General features: G+C 71.5%; 14 protein-coding genes. 11 read left to right on the top strand and 3 right to left on the bottom strand.

All coding sequences use genetic code 11. The features are described from left to right. The first annotated feature begins 390 nt into the window (after nucleotides 1-390). The 3 genes from ACIBX3_RS18890 (at nucleotide 391) to ACIBX3_RS18880 (ending at nucleotide 2,538) form a co-directional block, all read left to right on the top strand. The gene (locus tag ACIBX3_RS18890) at nucleotides 391-906 is read left to right on the top strand and encodes a hypothetical protein (RefSeq protein ID WP_397118532.1); all 516 of its coding nucleotides are present in this window, start codon (nucleotides 391-393) and stop codon (nucleotides 904-906) included. Between the two features lie 87 nt (nucleotides 907-993). Continuing rightward, on the top strand, nucleotides 994-1,506 hold the full coding sequence (locus ACIBX3_RS18885) for a hypothetical protein (RefSeq protein WP_397118530.1): 513 nt from the start codon (nucleotides 994-996) through the stop codon (nucleotides 1,504-1,506). A 138-nt stretch (nucleotides 1,507-1,644) separates the two neighbouring features. Next, nucleotides 1,645-2,538, top strand: a complete 894-nt coding sequence (locus tag ACIBX3_RS18880; protein WP_397118528.1) for an NBR1-Ig-like domain-containing protein — start codon at nucleotides 1,645-1,647, stop codon at nucleotides 2,536-2,538. Between the two features lie 9 nt (nucleotides 2,539-2,547). Here ACIBX3_RS18880 and ACIBX3_RS18875 read toward each other — a convergent pair whose 3' ends face one another. After that, nucleotides 2,548-5,397: a response regulator gene (locus ACIBX3_RS18875; RefSeq protein ID WP_397118526.1), complete on the bottom strand. Its 2,850-nt coding sequence runs from the start codon at nucleotides 5,395-5,397 to the stop codon at nucleotides 2,548-2,550. A gap of 160 nt (nucleotides 5,398-5,557) precedes the next feature. On the opposite strand from ACIBX3_RS18875, the gene ACIBX3_RS18870 reads away from it, so the two are divergent. The 7 genes from ACIBX3_RS18870 to ACIBX3_RS18840 all read left to right on the top strand — a co-directional run bounded on the left by ACIBX3_RS18870 (nucleotide 5,558) and on the right by ACIBX3_RS18840 (nucleotide 11,671). Next, nucleotides 5,558-6,241: a response regulator gene (locus ACIBX3_RS18870; RefSeq protein ID WP_397118524.1), complete on the top strand. Its 684-nt coding sequence runs from the start codon at nucleotides 5,558-5,560 to the stop codon at nucleotides 6,239-6,241. After that, nucleotides 6,238-7,071: a glutamate ABC transporter substrate-binding protein gene (locus ACIBX3_RS18865; protein ID WP_397118522.1), complete on the top strand. Its 834-nt coding sequence runs from the start codon at nucleotides 6,238-6,240 to the stop codon at nucleotides 7,069-7,071. Before ACIBX3_RS18870 ends, ACIBX3_RS18865 begins: the two co-directional genes overlap by 4 nt. A 101-nt stretch (nucleotides 7,072-7,172) precedes the next feature. Beyond that, nucleotides 7,173-7,916, top strand: a complete 744-nt coding sequence (locus ACIBX3_RS18860; protein WP_397118520.1) for an amino acid ABC transporter ATP-binding protein — start codon at nucleotides 7,173-7,175, stop codon at nucleotides 7,914-7,916. 10 nt (nucleotides 7,917-7,926) lie between these two features. Next, the gene (locus ACIBX3_RS18855; RefSeq protein WP_397118518.1) at nucleotides 7,927-8,757 is read left to right on the top strand and encodes a glutamate ABC transporter substrate-binding protein; all 831 of its coding nucleotides are present in this window, start codon (nucleotides 7,927-7,929) and stop codon (nucleotides 8,755-8,757) included. Between the two features lies 1 nt (nucleotide 8,758). Next, on the top strand, nucleotides 8,759-9,427 hold the full coding sequence (locus ACIBX3_RS18850) for an amino acid ABC transporter permease (RefSeq protein ID WP_397118516.1): 669 nt from the start codon (nucleotides 8,759-8,761) through the stop codon (nucleotides 9,425-9,427). After that, nucleotides 9,424-10,218, top strand: a complete 795-nt coding sequence (locus ACIBX3_RS18845; protein ID WP_397118514.1) for an amino acid ABC transporter permease — start codon at nucleotides 9,424-9,426, stop codon at nucleotides 10,216-10,218. The genes ACIBX3_RS18850 and ACIBX3_RS18845 overlap by 4 nt, the downstream gene beginning before the upstream one ends. 55 nt (nucleotides 10,219-10,273) lie before the next feature. Next, the gene (locus ACIBX3_RS18840) at nucleotides 10,274-11,671 is read left to right on the top strand and encodes an amidase (RefSeq protein ID WP_397118512.1); all 1,398 of its coding nucleotides are present in this window, start codon (nucleotides 10,274-10,276) and stop codon (nucleotides 11,669-11,671) included. 7 nt (nucleotides 11,672-11,678) lie between these two features. Here ACIBX3_RS18840 and ACIBX3_RS18835 read toward each other — a convergent pair whose 3' ends face one another. Beyond that, nucleotides 11,679-12,173 (bottom strand): DUF305 domain-containing protein, encoded by a 495-nt coding sequence (locus ACIBX3_RS18835; RefSeq protein WP_397118510.1) that lies wholly within the window; start codon nucleotides 12,171-12,173, stop codon nucleotides 11,679-11,681. A 127-nt stretch (nucleotides 12,174-12,300) separates the two neighbouring features. Here ACIBX3_RS18835 and ACIBX3_RS18830 point away from each other — a divergent pair, with 127 nt between their 5' ends. Further along, nucleotides 12,301-13,395 (top strand): glycerophosphodiester phosphodiesterase, encoded by a 1,095-nt coding sequence (locus ACIBX3_RS18830; protein ID WP_397118508.1) that lies wholly within the window; start codon nucleotides 12,301-12,303, stop codon nucleotides 13,393-13,395. A 1-nt stretch (nucleotide 13,396) separates the two neighbouring features. Here ACIBX3_RS18830 and ACIBX3_RS18825 read toward each other — a convergent pair whose 3' ends face one another. Beyond that, entirely contained in the window at nucleotides 13,397-14,215 is an 819-nt protein-coding gene (locus ACIBX3_RS18825; RefSeq protein ID WP_397118506.1) for a DUF1206 domain-containing protein, read from the bottom strand. Nucleotides 14,216-14,275 lie beyond the last annotated feature (60 nt).

The raw sequence follows: 14,275 nt of genomic DNA, 5'->3' as shown, positions 1-14,275 counted from the left end.
CGCGCAGGTTCTTCATGCGATGCGCTGCCAGGTGTTCTCCCCCTTGCGAGGTCGCGTGTCCGGAATCATTCGCCCGCGCACCGCGCAGGACATCGGCGGCCGGTGCTGTTTCCGGCACGCGGATTGTTGCGGGTGCCGGAATTTCCGCAACTGCGGACGGTGTATTCCAGCGGCACGCCGGATATTCATTTCCAAGTTTTGTGACCTGCGGGTTTGGTTGTCCGAATGGCTCTGGACAATGTTTGGACTATGAGCCGCTTGCCGTGCGGGAGTGCAGCCGGTCACAGTGATGCCGTTCCCCGTTCACGGAAACCGCGCCGAATCGCCGCGCGTGGTTGATGGGGACTCCCGAGCCGGAAAGCACAGAGGATTTCTTTGAAAGGAGATCCGATGATCGGACGAAAAGGGATCGCGGGGGTGGCTCTCGTAGCCGGGCTGACAGCGGCCCAGCTCATGACGGGGTCGGCAGCACAGGCGCGGACGGATGCCGCCGCCGGGGACAATTCGGCCGCCATGGCGCCGGGCTGGTCGGCGAAGCGGCAGCTGCTGATGGGGTACCACGATCGCTGCAAGGGCTGGTATCGGATCATCCCCCCGTACAGGAGCGGCAACCACATCAAGACGAGCCGGCAGGTCCACTGCAAGAAGGGCGAGTGGGGCCGCCAGTCCGTGGTCAAGACGAGCCTCCAGCAGTACCGCGGGCTCGGTTTATGGCGGACGAAGGCCACTGACACGGAGAAGAAGGGAAGAGACGCGTTCACGGTGACGACGACCGCTTCCTGGAAGTGCTCCGGCGGCAGCCAGCTCTACCGCAACCAGACGAAGGTGCACCTCTATTCCGTCCTGCGCGGCAGCAAAGCGAGGACCCTGCAGCAGCGAACGGATGAGCGTCGGATCCGGTGTTGATCCCGGGCCGGACCCAGCCCTGCCGAACGCCGGCCCTTGGCGCCCGTCAAAGCGCCAAGGGCCTTTCTTCCGAAGGAGTGAGCGGCGATGAGGTCGCGCGACAGACGTGTCCCGGTGTGGGGTGTGGTCGCCGGCGGGATCGTGCTGGTCGTGACCGTCGTGCTGGGGGCGACGGTCTCGATGGCGGCGGAGGAAACGTACGCGGACGTCAAGAAGCGGTACATCGCCGCCGTCGACGCGGTGTGCGAGGAAGCCTCCCGGCAGTCGGAGCTCCACGCCGAACAGCCTGCGAACCTGCGCGAGGAGGTGGACGAACTGCGCCGGGCATCGGAGTCGATGACCGGGACCATCGCCGCGATCGAGGCGATCGCGCCGCCCGGCGCCGACGTCGCGCGGATACGGGAGGGGTTCTACGCGCCCGCCCGGGCGCTGGCCGCGAGCGTGCGCGACTTCAGCGCAAGGGCGGAGGCGGCGATGCGCGCGGGCCGGGAAGGCGAGGCGAGGCAGGCGGTTGACCGGTCCCTGGAACCGGACGAGAACGAGAAGGCGCTGCGAACCTTCGCCGCGGAATACGGCTTCCGGGCGTGCGCGGGCGAGTGATCACGCCGCCCGGGATAACCCCCGGAATTCCGGAGCTATTTGGACAAATCCGGTAATCTTATTCGCTCTCAAGGTGTATCGCAGGCTGTGCCGAATCGTCGGCACAGCCGGGTGACGGCGCTGGACGGAGCAGGGGAGATGCCGGTATTGGATGGAGATGAGCCTGACTCGCGCTGGACGGAACGCGGTACGCGGCCAGGACGGAAGCCGGTCCGGCCGGATCCGGCCGCGGGGCCGGTGGCGGCGCTCGCGTACCGGCTGTGGGAGCTGAAGGCGGAGGCGGGTGACCCCTCCTTCGCGGAGATGTCGGCCCGGCTGGGCGCGGCGGCCTCGAAGTCGTCCCTGGCGGCCGCCGCCCGGGGGCAGGTGCTGCCGACCTGGGAGACGACGTGGGAGTTCGTCCGCGTCCTGGCGGTCGACCGGCTGGGGCAGGACGCGGAGGACACCAGGCGCGAGTGGCGCGGTCACTGGGAGCGGGCCGCGAGCGCCGCACACACCGAGACCGAGGCCCCGATGGCGGAGCAACCCCAGATACCTCCCCAGGCCCGGCCGCCCCTTGCCAGGAGGCCGGCCGTGATCGCGGCGGTCGCGACCGCCGCGGCAGGCGTCGGCGCCGGCCTGTTCACGTGGCTGTCCCCGCTCGTCGGAGAGGGTGAGCCCGCCGCCCGGAGCACCCCGGCGACGACCGTCTCGCCGCACGACGACTCGGTCTTCGAAGGGGACATCACCCATCCGGACGGGACAGTGGTGAAGAAGGGCACGCAGTTCACGAAGGTGTGGCGGATCAGGAACGCCGGCACCGTCCCGTGGAGGGGACGCTTTCTCACCCGCCTGAACGACACCTCGTGCCGCGCCCCCGAGCGGGTCGAGATCCGCCCGGTCGAGCCGGGCGAGTCCGTCGACATCGAGGTACGCGTCCGCGCCGCCGACTCCCCCGGCCGGTGCAAGATCTACTGGAAGATAACCAACGAGGCCGGGCACGAGCTGTTCGCCGCCAAGAAACCGATCTTCCTGGACGTCGTCGTCGCCTGACGCGCCCGCTCAGCCGGCCGGATGGCCCATCCACTCCGGGGTCACCTTGAGCAGCTCGCCCAGCTCCTCGACGAGCTCCTCCTCCACGGCCCCCGTACGCGCCAGGTCCTCCACCCGCCCGCACAGCGCGGCCTCGCTCGTGGCGCCGACGGTCGCACAGCTGCCCTTGAGGCGGTGCGCGAGCGCGGCCACCTCCGGCAGGTCCCCCTCCCGCACCGCCCGGCGCAGGTCCTCGAACGTCCGCCGGGCGGTCGCCAGGTACGCCTGCGCGACGTCCGCGACCGCCTCCGGCGACAGGCCCGCCAGCTCGGGCGGAAGGTTCGCGTACGCGGCCCACTCCGGGATCCGGGCGAGCACGCGCGGCCAGTCCACCGGCTTGGCCAGGTGGTCGTCCATGCCCGCCTCCAGGCAGCGGATCCGGTCGTCCGGCATCGCGGCCGCGGTCATGGCGATGATCGGGGTGTGCGTCTCCTCGCGGTCCCTGATCTCGGCCGTCGCGGCCAGGCCGTCGAGCACGGGCAGCTGGCAGTCCATGAACACCAGGTCGTAGCCGCCGGCCAGCACGGCCCGCACGGCCTGCGCGCCGTCGTGGACGGTGTCGACCTCGTGCCCGGCCTGCCGCAGGACGAGCATCGCCACCTGGCGGCTGACCTCGTCGTCCTCGGCCACCAGGATGCGCACTCCTCCGGAGACGGTCTCCGGCACGCCCTCGCGTACCTCGCCGGGACTCTCCCCCGTGCCGAGGGCGTTCTCGACGGCGGCGACCAGGCGCCGCCGGCTCAGCGGCCGGGTGATCGACTGCACGGCGCGCTCGCCCGCGGCGACCGGCCAGGCGAAGCGGGCCCGCCCGGGGGTGACGACCACGACGACGCTGGTGGCCTGGAGCAGCGGGTCGCCGAGGATGGTGTGGGCGAGAGCAACACTCTCGCCGTCCGCGCCGGGCTCCTCGGAGCCGAGGTCGAGCGCGACGACGGCCAGCTCGTACGGGTCGCCGCCGTCGGCGGCGGTGCGCAGCAGGACCAGCGCGGACCGGGCGTCCCTGGTCTCCTCCACGGCGAGCCCCGCGTCGGACAGGAACCGCCCGGCCAGTGCCCGGTCCTCGGGCCGCGGGTCGGCGACGAGCGCCCGCCGCCCTTCCAGCACCCCGGCCCCCGGCTCGGACCAGGTCAGGACGTCCAGCGGCAGCCGGACCCAGAACCGGCTGCCCACCCCCTCCACGCTGTCGAGCCCGATCTCCCCGCCCATGAGCTCGGTGAGCTGCCTGGCGATGGCCAGCCCCAGGCCACTGCCGCCGGTCCTGCGCGTGATCGGCGAGTCCACCTGGCGGAAGACGCCGAAGACCCGTTCCCGGTCGTCGGGGCCGACGCCGATGCCGGTGTCGGAGACGTCGAACCTGAGCATCACCCGTTCGTCGCCGGGCTCCCCCTCGTCGAGGGTCACGTGCAGGTCGACGCCGCCCTTGACGGTGAACTTGAGGGCGTTGCCGACGAGGTTGGAGAGGATCTGCCGCAACCGCGCCGGATCCCCCGCCACCTGCCGCGGCACGTGCTCCTCCAGCCGCAGCGTGAGCCAGAGTCCCTGCTCGTAGGCGTGCGGCGCGAGGGGCGCCACCACCTCGTCGCAGAGCCGCGGCAGGTCGAACGGCGCGTCCTCGACCTGCAGGTGGCCGGCCTCGATCCTGGACAGGTCGAGAAAGTCGTCGAGCAGGCGCAGCACGTTCTGGGCCGACTCCTCGGCCGTGGTGGCGTAGTGGCGCTGCTCGTCGTCCAGGCGGGTGCCCATGAGCAGGGAGTTCATGCCGAGCACGCCGTTGATCGGGGTGCGGATCTCGTGGCTGATCTTGGCCAGGAACTCGGACTTGGCGCTGGAGGCGCTGACCGCCTCGTCCCTGGCGGCGGCCAGCTCGGCGGCGTACCTGGACAGGGTGGCCTGCGCCCGGCGGCGGCCGCGGGTGGTGTGGATCTGGATCCCCAGGCCGGCCAGGATGAGGATCGCCAGCAGGGCGGCGACGGTCAGCACGTTGCCGCGCAGCTTCTCGGCGGAGGAGAGGGCCTCGGCGGCGGACACCTCGGCGGTGACCGTCCACCCGATGCCGGGGATCGGCACGGACGCCGACAGCACCATGCCGTCGATGCCGCTGAAGGGGCCGCTCCAGGTGCGGCCGGCGAGCGCCGCGTCCACCCGCGGGTCCTCGCGCAGCGAGGTGAGGGCGTACAACCTCCTGCCGGGGTCGGCGACGAGCACGCCGGCCCGGTCTGTGATCAGCAGGCTGACGCCCTGGGCGTCCGCGGCGCCCTTGGCGAACACCTGGATGGCGTCGAGGCTGTAGACCACGGCGAGGATGCCGAACATGCGCTGCTTGTCGTCGCTGAGGATCGGCGCGGCCACGGCGACGGCTCTGGACACGTCCTGCATCGTCGGCGTGTACGCCTGCGAGATGTGCGCCTGCCGCCCGTCGCGCACCGCCTCGAACCAGTCGGTGCTGCTGATGTCCTGGGGCAGAGCGCTCTCCGGCTCGGCTCGGCGTATGTCGCCCTCCGGCGAGATGAGCATCAGCCCGCTGACGCCGTCACGCATCCGCTTCAGCTCGTCGAGATAGCCCTTCATGGTCTCGGCGGTGGGACGGTCCACCGCGTCGCGTACCCGGGGCTGCTGGGCGAAGGCGGAGACGAGCTGCTTGAGCGAGCCCATCTGCTGCTCCACCACGACCCTGCTCACCGAAGCGGTGGTCCTGACCCGGCCGTAGATCTCGTCGTTCACCGCGTTCTCGGAGAGGGAGATGCTGGAGGAGGTCAGCAACGCCAGGGGCAGGAGGCCGAGCAGCGTCCACAGGGCCGTCACCGCGAGCAGCCATCTCACCGGCGTCCGTCTCCTCCCCTGTCACCCCGGGGTACAGAGTAGGAGGGATCGGGCGCACGCGGGAGGATGGGCGTGAGCAGAATGCGCTAAAGTCGATCTTATTTACGAAAAGCCACCTAAGCTGCACTGAACCTCTGTCATAAGAAGCGAGGAGGGTGCGGTGCCTGTATCCAGGGACATCACCGTTCTCATCGTGGACGACGACCCGGTCGTGACGGCCGCGTTGCAGGCGCAGGTCAACCGGGTCCTCGGATTCAGAGTGGTGGGAATCGCGCACAGCGGGCACGCGGCGCTGGCGGCCGCCCAGCGGTTCGCGCCCCGGCTGGTGCTGCTCGACCTGCACCTGCCGGACCTCCCCGGGCTGGAGGTGGCGCACCGGTTGCGGCGGCCCGACCAGCCGCCCGCCGACATCATCGTGATCTCCGGGCGCAAGGAGTCGGCGACGGTCCGCGCGGCCATGCAGCGGGGCGCGCTCTACTACCTGGTCAAGCCGACGCGGGCCGGGACGCTGGAGCAGACGCTGCTGCGGTACGCGGCCACGGCCCATGAGCTGGAGTCAGGCGGCCGGTTCGCCGAGCAGCAGGAGATCGACCGGATCTTCCGCCTGCTCCACCTCGACCCGGCGACCCGGCCGAAGAGCATCTCCGCGGCGACCGAGCAGGCCGTGCTCGACGCGCTGGCGGAGGTCGAGGACGCCTCGGCGAACGAGCTGGCCGCGACGATCGGCGTCAGCCGCGCCACCGCCCGCCGCTACCTGGAGCACCTGGCCGACCGCGGGCTCGTCGAGGCCCGGCCCAGATACGGGCCGACCGGCCGGCCCCAGCACCGGTACCGCGCGCGGTGAGCACGCTCAGGGTCCTGCTGGCCGCGCTGCTGTGCCTGCTGCCCACGGGCTGCGCGGGCTCCGGCGGGCCGGGCGAGTTCCCCGAGGGCTCGACCATGGACCGCATCAGGGACCGCGGCGTGCTGGTGGTGGGCATCAAGTTCGACCAGCCGCTGTTCGGCTACAAGGATCCGGTCAGCGGGCGGATCACCGGGTTCGACGCGGAGATGGCCCGGCTGGTGGCCAAGGACCTGACCGGCAGCGAGCGCAACATCCGCTTCGTCGAGACCGTCTCGCGGGAGCGGGAGAACTTCATCGCCCAGCAGGTCGTGGACCTCGTCATCGCCACGTACTCGATCACCGCGGCGCGGGCCGAGCTGGTGACGTTCACCGAGCCCTACTACTCCGCCGGGCAGGACCTCCTGGTCAGAGTGGACGACACCCGCATCGGCGGCGTGTCGGACCTCGACGGCAAGACCGTGTGCACCGCCAGGGGATCGACCTCCGTCGAGCGGCTGAACTCCGAGGCCCCCGGCGCGAAGCTGGAGATCGTGGACGCCTACAGCGTGTGCGTGCCGGCGCTCCTGGCCGCCCGCGTCGACGCGATCAGCACCGACGACACCATCCTGCTCGGCCTGCAGGCCGAGCAGGATCGGCTGCGGCTGGTCGGCAAGCCGTTCGGGCAGGAGCCGTACGGGATGGGCATCCGCAAGGGGGACGTGGTCTTCCGCGACCATCTCAACGGTCTGATCGCCCGCTGGCTGCGCGACGGCCAGTGGGACCGGGCCTACCGGGACACGATCGGCGTCTATCGGGCGACGTCCGACCAGTCCAAGCCTGCGCATCGGTGAGCAGAATAACCACTTTCTGAGCAGAAAGCGCATAACTCTTTTCACGGAACATGCGGCTCCTACGGTTACGCCAACGCGGACCGAGACAAGGAGCGTGACGCATGACCCAGGCGGACCTGATCGTCCTGGACCAGGTCAACAAGCGCTACGGCGACCACCACGTGCTCAGGGACGTGAACCTGACCGTCCGGCGGGGCGAGGTCGTCGTGATCATCGGCCCGTCGGGGGCGGGCAAGTCGACGCTGTGCCGGGCGATCAACCGGCTGGAGACCGTCGACTCCGGCACGATCAGCCTGGACGGCACCCCGCTGCCCGCCGAGGGCCGGGCGCTGGCCCGGCTGCGGGCCGAGGTCGGCATGGTCTTCCAGTCGTTCAACCTCTTCGCGCACAAGACCGTCCTGGACAACGTCGTCCTCGGGCAGGTCCACGTGCTGAAGCGGCCGAAGGACGCCGCCGTGGCCAAGGCCAGGCAACTGCTCGACCGGGTGGGCATCGGCGGGCAGGCGGCCAAGTACCCCGCCCAGCTGTCCGGCGGCCAGCAGCAGCGGGTGGCGATCGCCCGGGCGCTGGCCATGGATCCGAAGGTGATCCTGTTCGACGAGCCCACCTCGGCGCTCGACCCGGAGATGGTCAACGAGGTGCTCGAGGTGATGACGGGGCTCGCCCGCGACGGCATGACCATGGTCGTCGTCACCCACGAGATGGGGTTCGCCCGGCGGGCCGCCGACCGGGTGGTCTTCATGGCCGACGGCGAGATCGTCGAGCAGGACACCCCCGACGGCTTCTTCGGCGCGCCGAGCAGCGACCGCGCCCAGTCCTTCCTCGCCAAGATCCTCACCCACTAAGGAGCCCCCCATGTTTGGAAAATCCCTGTACGCGACGTTCGCTCTGCTCGCCCTCGCCGCGACCGCCTGCGGAAGCGGTCAGGAGACCTACGCCTCCGTCGTGGACAAGGCCAAGAACGACAAGAAGCTGGTCATCGGGGTGAAGGCGGACCAGCCGGGACTGGGGCTGCGCACGCCGGACGGCGCGTTCACCGGCTTCGACATCGAGGTCGCCAAGTACGTGGCCAAGGAGCTGGGCGTCGGCCCGGCGGACATCACCTTCAAGGAGACCGTGTCGGCCAACCGGGAGGCGTTCATCGAGCAGGGCCAGGTGGACATGGTCGTGGCGACGTACTCGATCACCGACGCCCGCAAGCAGAAGGTGTCGTTCGCCGGGCCGTACTTCGTGGCCGGGCAGGACCTCCTCGTCCGGGCCGGCGACGGCGCGCTGACCGGGCCGGAGGCGCTCAACGGCAAGAAGCTGTGCTCGGTCGCCGGCTCCACCCCCGCGCAGAAGGTCAAGTCGGAGTACGCCGAGCAGGTGCAGCTGCAGGAGGAGCGGACGTACTCGGCATGCGTGGACCGGGTGCTCGGCGGCCAGCTCGACGCCATCACCACCGACAACGTCATCCTGGCCGGCTACGCCGCGCAGCACGCGGGCAAGCTCAAGGTGGTCGGCAAGACCTTCAGCACGGAGAAGTACGGCATCGGGCTGAAGAAGGACGACACGGCGGGCCGCAAGGCGGTCAACGACGCGCTGCAGAAGATGTTCTCCGACGGGAGCTGGACCAAGGCGCTGCAGGCCAGCGTCGGCGCCTCCGGCTTCGCCCTGCCGCAGGCCCCGGCGCTGGAGCGGTACTGACGTGGAGGCCTTGCTGATCGAACGCGACACCGTCCTGGCCGCGTTCTGGATGACGGTGCGGCTGACGGCGGTCAGCACGCTCGGCTCCCTGGTGCTGGGGACGCTGCTGGCCGCCATGCGGGTGGCCCCGCTGGCGTCCCTGCGCGGGGCGGCGAGTTGCTACGTGTCGGTGGCCCGCAACACTCCGCTCACGCTGGTGCTGCTGTTCACCGGGCTCGGCGTCGGCGCGAACCTGGGCGTGGAGCTGTCGGACGACATCGCGACCAACAACTTCTGGCTGGCGGTCATCGGCCTGACCGCCTACACCTCGGCGTTCGTGTGCGAGGCGCTGCGGTCCGGGCTGAACACGGTGCCGGTCGGGCAGGCGGAGGCGGCCCGGTCGCTGGGGCTGGGCTTCGTCAAGACGCTGCGGCTGATCACGCTGCCGCAGGCGTTCCGCGCGGTCGTGGCGCCGCTGGGCAGCATCCTCATCGCGCTGACCAAGAACACCACGATCGCGCTGGTGGTGGGCGTGAGCGAGGCGTCGGTGCGGATGCGGGAGATGATCGAGACGTACGGCGACCAGGTGATCGAGATCTTCCTCGGCTTCGCCGCCGGGTTCGTGCTGCTGTGCCTGCCGATGGGGCTGGTGTTCGGCTGGCTGTCGCGTCGGATGGCGGTGGCGCGATGAGCTACGCCAACCTCTACGAGGTACCCGGGCCGCGCGGCGTCCGCCGCAACCGGGCGCTGGCCGCGGCCGTCGCCCTCGGGCTGCTGGGCCTGGCCTATGTGGTGTACGTGCGGTTCGACGAGAAGGACCAGTGGGCGGCGGAGAAGTGGACGCCGCTGCTGCGGGGCGACGTGTGGGCCACGTTCATCCTGCCGGGGCTGGCCGGGACGCTGGGCGCGGCCGTGGCGGGGGTGGTGCTGGCAGGGCTGTTCGGGCTGGTGTTCGCGACCGCCCGCATGTCGGACCACCGGTGGATCCGGGTGCCCGCGGCCGTGGTCGTGGAGTTCTTCAGGTCCGTCCCGCTGCTGCTGCTGATCTTCTTCGCGTTCTTCGGGTCGTACGTGCTCACCGGGCTCCATGTCTCGGCGTTCGCCGCGGTCGTCTTCGGGCTCACCCTCTACAACGGGTCGGTGATCGCGGAGATCGTCCGGGCCGGGGTGCGGAGCCTGCCGAAGGGGCAGCAGGAGGCGGCGTACGCCACGGGCATGCGCAAGAACCAGGTGATGCGGCTGGTGCTGCTGCCGCAGGGGCTGCGGGCGATGCTGCCCGCCCTGGTCAGCCAGTTCATCGTGCTGCTGAAGGACTCGGCGCTGGGGCTCATCGTCGGCTACGACGAGCTGGTGGACCGGGGGCTGAACGGGATCGCGGCCAACTTCTCCAACGTCATCCCGGCGGCGATCCTCATCGCGGCCATCTTCATCCTGATCAACCTGGCCCTGGACCGCCTGGCCCACCGGCTCGGCGCGGCGTGACCGGCGATTTCCGTTCCGCGGCCCATGACCTGGCCCGCGCGGAAACAATGACCCCATGGCGTTCTCCCCTCGCTCCTTCTCCGGCCCCTTCACCGGCCGCACCCTCGCCGGCCTCGCCCAGGACCTGCGCCGCGGCCGCACCACGTCGGCCGGCCTCACCCGGTCGGCCCTCGACGCGATCGACGCGCTCAACCCCCGGCTGAACGCCTTCGTCACCGTGGACGCGGACGGCGCCCTGGCCGCCGCGCGGCGGGCGGACGAGGAACTGGCCGGCGGCACCGACCGGGGGCCGCTGCACGGGATGCCGGTGGCCGTGAAGGACCTGATCATGGTGGCCGGGCTTCCGGTGACGATGGGCTCACGGCATTTCGCCGGCCACGTCCCGGAGGCCGACGCCGCGTGCGTGGCCCGGCTGCGCCGGGCGGGGGCGGTCATCGTGGGCACGACCACCACCCACGAGTTCGCCTACGGCCCCACGGCCGACCGCTCGGCCACCGGTCCCGTGCACAACCCCTGGGATCCCGCGCGCATGTCGGGCGGTTCCAGCGGCGGGAGCGCGGCGGCCGTGGCGGCGGGCCTGGTCCCGCTCGCGCTCGGCACCGACACCGGCGGCTCCGTCCGCATCCCGGCCGCTCTGTGCGGGGTGTCCGGCTTCAAGCCCGCCTACGGCGCCATCCCGGCGGACGGCGTGTTCCCGCTGTCCCGGACGCTCGACCACGTGGGCGTCCTGGCGGCCGACGCGGAAGGTTGCCTGCTCGCCTACCACTGCCTGGCCGGCCCCGGCGGGGCACAACCCGCCTGGCCGCACGACAGTGATGACGCGGATGGGGAGCGCCGGGTCCGGCCCCACGGCCCTGAAGGCGCCGGCCGGGTCCGCGTGGCCTGGCTCGATCCCGCCGGGATCTTCCCCGGCGACCCGCGGGTCGTGAGCGCGGTGCGTGCGGCGGCCGGGGCGCTGGAGGAGGTGCGGATGCCCGAGGGCGTCGCGGGCGAGCTGAGAGAGACCTACACCGTCATCCAGAGCTGCGAGGCGGTGGCCGTGCACGCCGGCCGCCTGGCCGACGCGCCCGAGCTGTTCGACCCCGAGCTGCTCGAACGGGTGCGTGCCGCCGCGGAGATCCCCGGCTGGCGGTACGTCCGCGCCATGGACGCCCGAGCCGGCCTGGCCGGCGCCGTGGGGGCGTTGTTCGACCGGCATGACGTCCTGGCGCTGCCGACCGTGCCGATCACCGCCCCGCCGATCGATCAGCGCGACATGATGATCGACGGCGAGCCGGCCGCCGTCCGGGCCGCGCTGCTCGCGCTGACCAGCCCGTGGAACGTCTTCGGCCTGCCCGCGCTGACCGTCCCGGCAGGCACGGTGGACGGCCTGCCCGTCGGGCTGCAGCTCGTCTGCCGCCCCGGCCGGGAGCCGTCGCTGTTCGAGGCGGCCCTCCGGGCAGTGCCGTCCTAGGCCGGGGTCAGGCCAGCCGCTTGCCGATCTCCGCCAGCTGCTCGCCCTGCTCGCGGACGATCCGATCGGCCAGACTGCGGGTCGGCTGGTGCTTGCCCGCCGACTGGACCTCCTTGGCCATGTGGATCCCGTGCTCGAGGTGCCCGGACAGCAGGGTCAGCCAGCCCCGCTCGAAGCCCGACCCGGCCGGCAGCTCGGATCCCCGCTTCGCGGCCTCCGCCTCCGCGGGGATCTGCTCCTTCCAGGAGGTCAGCCAGCTCGACATGGTCTTGATGTCGGCCTGCTCGGCAGGGATGATCTTCCCGCTCAGCTCCTTGACGTACGCGTTGCCGCGCTCGGCCCCGAGCTCGGCCAGCTGGATGGTCTCGCGGTGATGGGTGATCATCTGCTGGCTGAACCGCACGTCCGCCTGCTCGTAGGCTTCGGCCGGTTCCGCCGCCGCGGCGCACCCGGCCACCGACAGCAGGCCCACCAGTGCGACGAGCACCATCCTCACACGCATGTACGGAGATACGCGCACCATCGCGGAACGGTTCGACGCCTGTTCCCCGTGCGGATCCCCCGGCCCCGTCAGTCCCCGTGTGCCCACCCGTAACTCGCGGGCCACCTCGGAGGTCTACCGTGCGCGCATGACGATGCGCAGGTTACTCGCGAGCGTGCTGGCCGGTGTCCTCGCCGGCGGTACCGTCGCCGTCGTGCTGATCCAGACACCACCCGCCACGGCGGACCGCCGCGGCCACGCTCCCATCGTGATCGGGCACCGGGGCGCCAGCGCTCACCGGCCCGAGCACACCCTTCTGTCGTACGAGGCGGCCATCGCGATGGGCGCCGACTACATCGAGCCCGACCTCGTCCCCACCAAGGACCACGTGCTCGTGGCCAGGCACGAGAACGAGATCTCCGGCACGACCGACGTGGCCGCGCGGCCGGAGTTCGCCGACCGGCGCACCACCAAGACCGTGGACGGCCGGCCGGTCACCGGCTGGTTCACCGAGGACTTCACGCTGGCCGAGCTGAAGACGCTGCGCGCCAAGGAACGCGTGCCCGACCTGCGGCCGGACAACACCGCGTTCGACGGGCTGGCGGAGATCCCGACGTTCGAGGAGGTCGTGCAGCTCGCGCTCAGGCACGGCGTCGGGGTCTACCCCGAGACCAAGCACCCCACCTACTTCGACTCCATCGGGCTGTCCCTGGAGGAGCCGCTGCTGGAGGTGCTGAACCGCCACCGGGTGCGCAAGGCGTACATCCAGTCCTTCGAGACCGCGAACCTGCGCGAGCTGAGCGGCAAGACGCGGCTGCCGCTGATCCAGCTGATCACCGCCACCGGCGCGCCGTACGACTGGGTGGCCTCCGGCAGCACCCGCACCTACGACGACATGGTGAAGCCCGAGGGACTGCGCGAGGTGGCCGGCTACGCCGACGGGATCGGCGTGGACACGCGCCGCGTGGTGCCGCTGGACGCCGCGGGCAAGACGCTGCCGCCCACGACGCTCGTCTCCGACGCCCACCGCAAGGGGCTCGACGTGCACGTCTGGACCGTGCGCAACGAGAACTCCCAGCTCCCCGCCGACTACCGGATGGGGAACCAGGCCAGCCCCGTGTACGCGCGGGCGACCGGGGACGTGATGGGCTGGCTGTCCAGGCTCGTCGAGCTGGGCATCGACGGCGCCTTCTGCGACGACCCGGCCATGGGCAGGGCCGTGGTGGCCAGGCGGTCCCCGTAGGTCAGGTGCGGCGCCAGCGGGACTCGCCGAAGCAGTAGGCGGCGAACAGCAGCAGCCCCAGCGCCACCACCACGAGCAGCGGCGGCCCGGCGGGCGTGTCGGCGAAGCGCCTGAGCGTCGCGTCGATGCCGCCCGCCCGGTTCGCGTCGAACGTGATCGCCGCCTGGCCGACGAGGACCCCGGCCAGCGCGGCGACCGCGCCCCTGGCGACGTACCCGCCGGTCCCGAGCCGGTCCATCGCGGTACGCGCGCGCGGCGACATGCGCCCGCGGGCGAGCTCCTCCCTGAAACCCTTGGTGACGCCCTGGCGCACCCAGTAGACGCCGAGCACGAGCAGACCGAGCCCGATCGCGCCCACGATCAGCTGCCCGCCCGGCAGACCGAGCAGCGTTCCGGTCAGGTCCCGCGACTTCTCGTCGTCCGAGGACGACTTGCCTGCCGTCAGCACGCTGAACAGAGTGGCGACGACGAGGACGTACACCGCGACCCGCGCCACCGCCTCCACCCTCTCGATGGCCTCCCCGCCGCCGAACACCGCCTCCGACGCCTGCCACAGCGCCAGCGCGACGAACCCGGCCGTCATGATCCCCAGGAGCACGGCGCCGAAGGGCAGCGCCGCGACCGTGGAGATCGCTCCCGCCTTGTCGGCCTCCTGCGACCCGTCACCGAGGCCGATCTGCACCGCCACCACGCCGATCAGCGCGTACAGCACCCCGCGGCAGGCCAGGCCCACGCGGGTGGCCACGTCCAGCGCCCGGCTGCGGGCCGCCCGCCGCGCCGCGCCCGTCATCTCGCGTCCCGCCCGTTCCGCAGTGCTCACCGCTCCTCCAAGAGCTCGCCCCGGACCTCCGCAGTGCCCGGGAAACGGCCTTCTACGCCT

It is taken from the genome of Nonomuraea sp. NPDC049480 (genome assembly GCF_044465905.1).
Taxonomy (GTDB): domain Bacteria; phylum Actinomycetota; class Actinomycetes; order Streptosporangiales; family Streptosporangiaceae; genus Nonomuraea.
This window is presented reverse-complemented; position numbering and strand designations above follow the sequence as displayed.

Excerpts from the sequence above, each read along its gene's own strand:
- ACIBX3_RS18835 (WP_397118510.1), bottom strand. The coding sequence starts at position 12,173 with ATGCGTGTGAGGATGGTGCTCGTCGCACTGGTGGGCCTGCTGTCGGTG.
- ACIBX3_RS18830 (WP_397118508.1), top strand. The coding sequence starts at position 12,301 with ATGACGATGCGCAGGTTACTCGCGAGCGTGCTGGCCGGTGTCCTCGCC.
- ACIBX3_RS18880 (WP_397118528.1), top strand. The coding sequence starts at position 1,645 with ATGCCGGTATTGGATGGAGATGAGCCTGACTCGCGCTGGACGGAACGC.
- ACIBX3_RS18860 (WP_397118520.1), top strand. The coding sequence starts at position 7,173 with ATGACCCAGGCGGACCTGATCGTCCTGGACCAGGTCAACAAGCGCTAC.
- ACIBX3_RS18855 (WP_397118518.1), top strand. The coding sequence starts at position 7,927 with ATGTTTGGAAAATCCCTGTACGCGACGTTCGCTCTGCTCGCCCTCGCC.
- ACIBX3_RS18845 (WP_397118514.1), top strand. The coding sequence starts at position 9,424 with ATGAGCTACGCCAACCTCTACGAGGTACCCGGGCCGCGCGGCGTCCGC.
- ACIBX3_RS18840 (WP_397118512.1), top strand. The coding sequence starts at position 10,274 with ATGGCGTTCTCCCCTCGCTCCTTCTCCGGCCCCTTCACCGGCCGCACC.
- ACIBX3_RS18885 (WP_397118530.1), top strand. The coding sequence starts at position 994 with ATGAGGTCGCGCGACAGACGTGTCCCGGTGTGGGGTGTGGTCGCCGGC.
- ACIBX3_RS18890 (WP_397118532.1), top strand. The coding sequence starts at position 391 with ATGATCGGACGAAAAGGGATCGCGGGGGTGGCTCTCGTAGCCGGGCTG.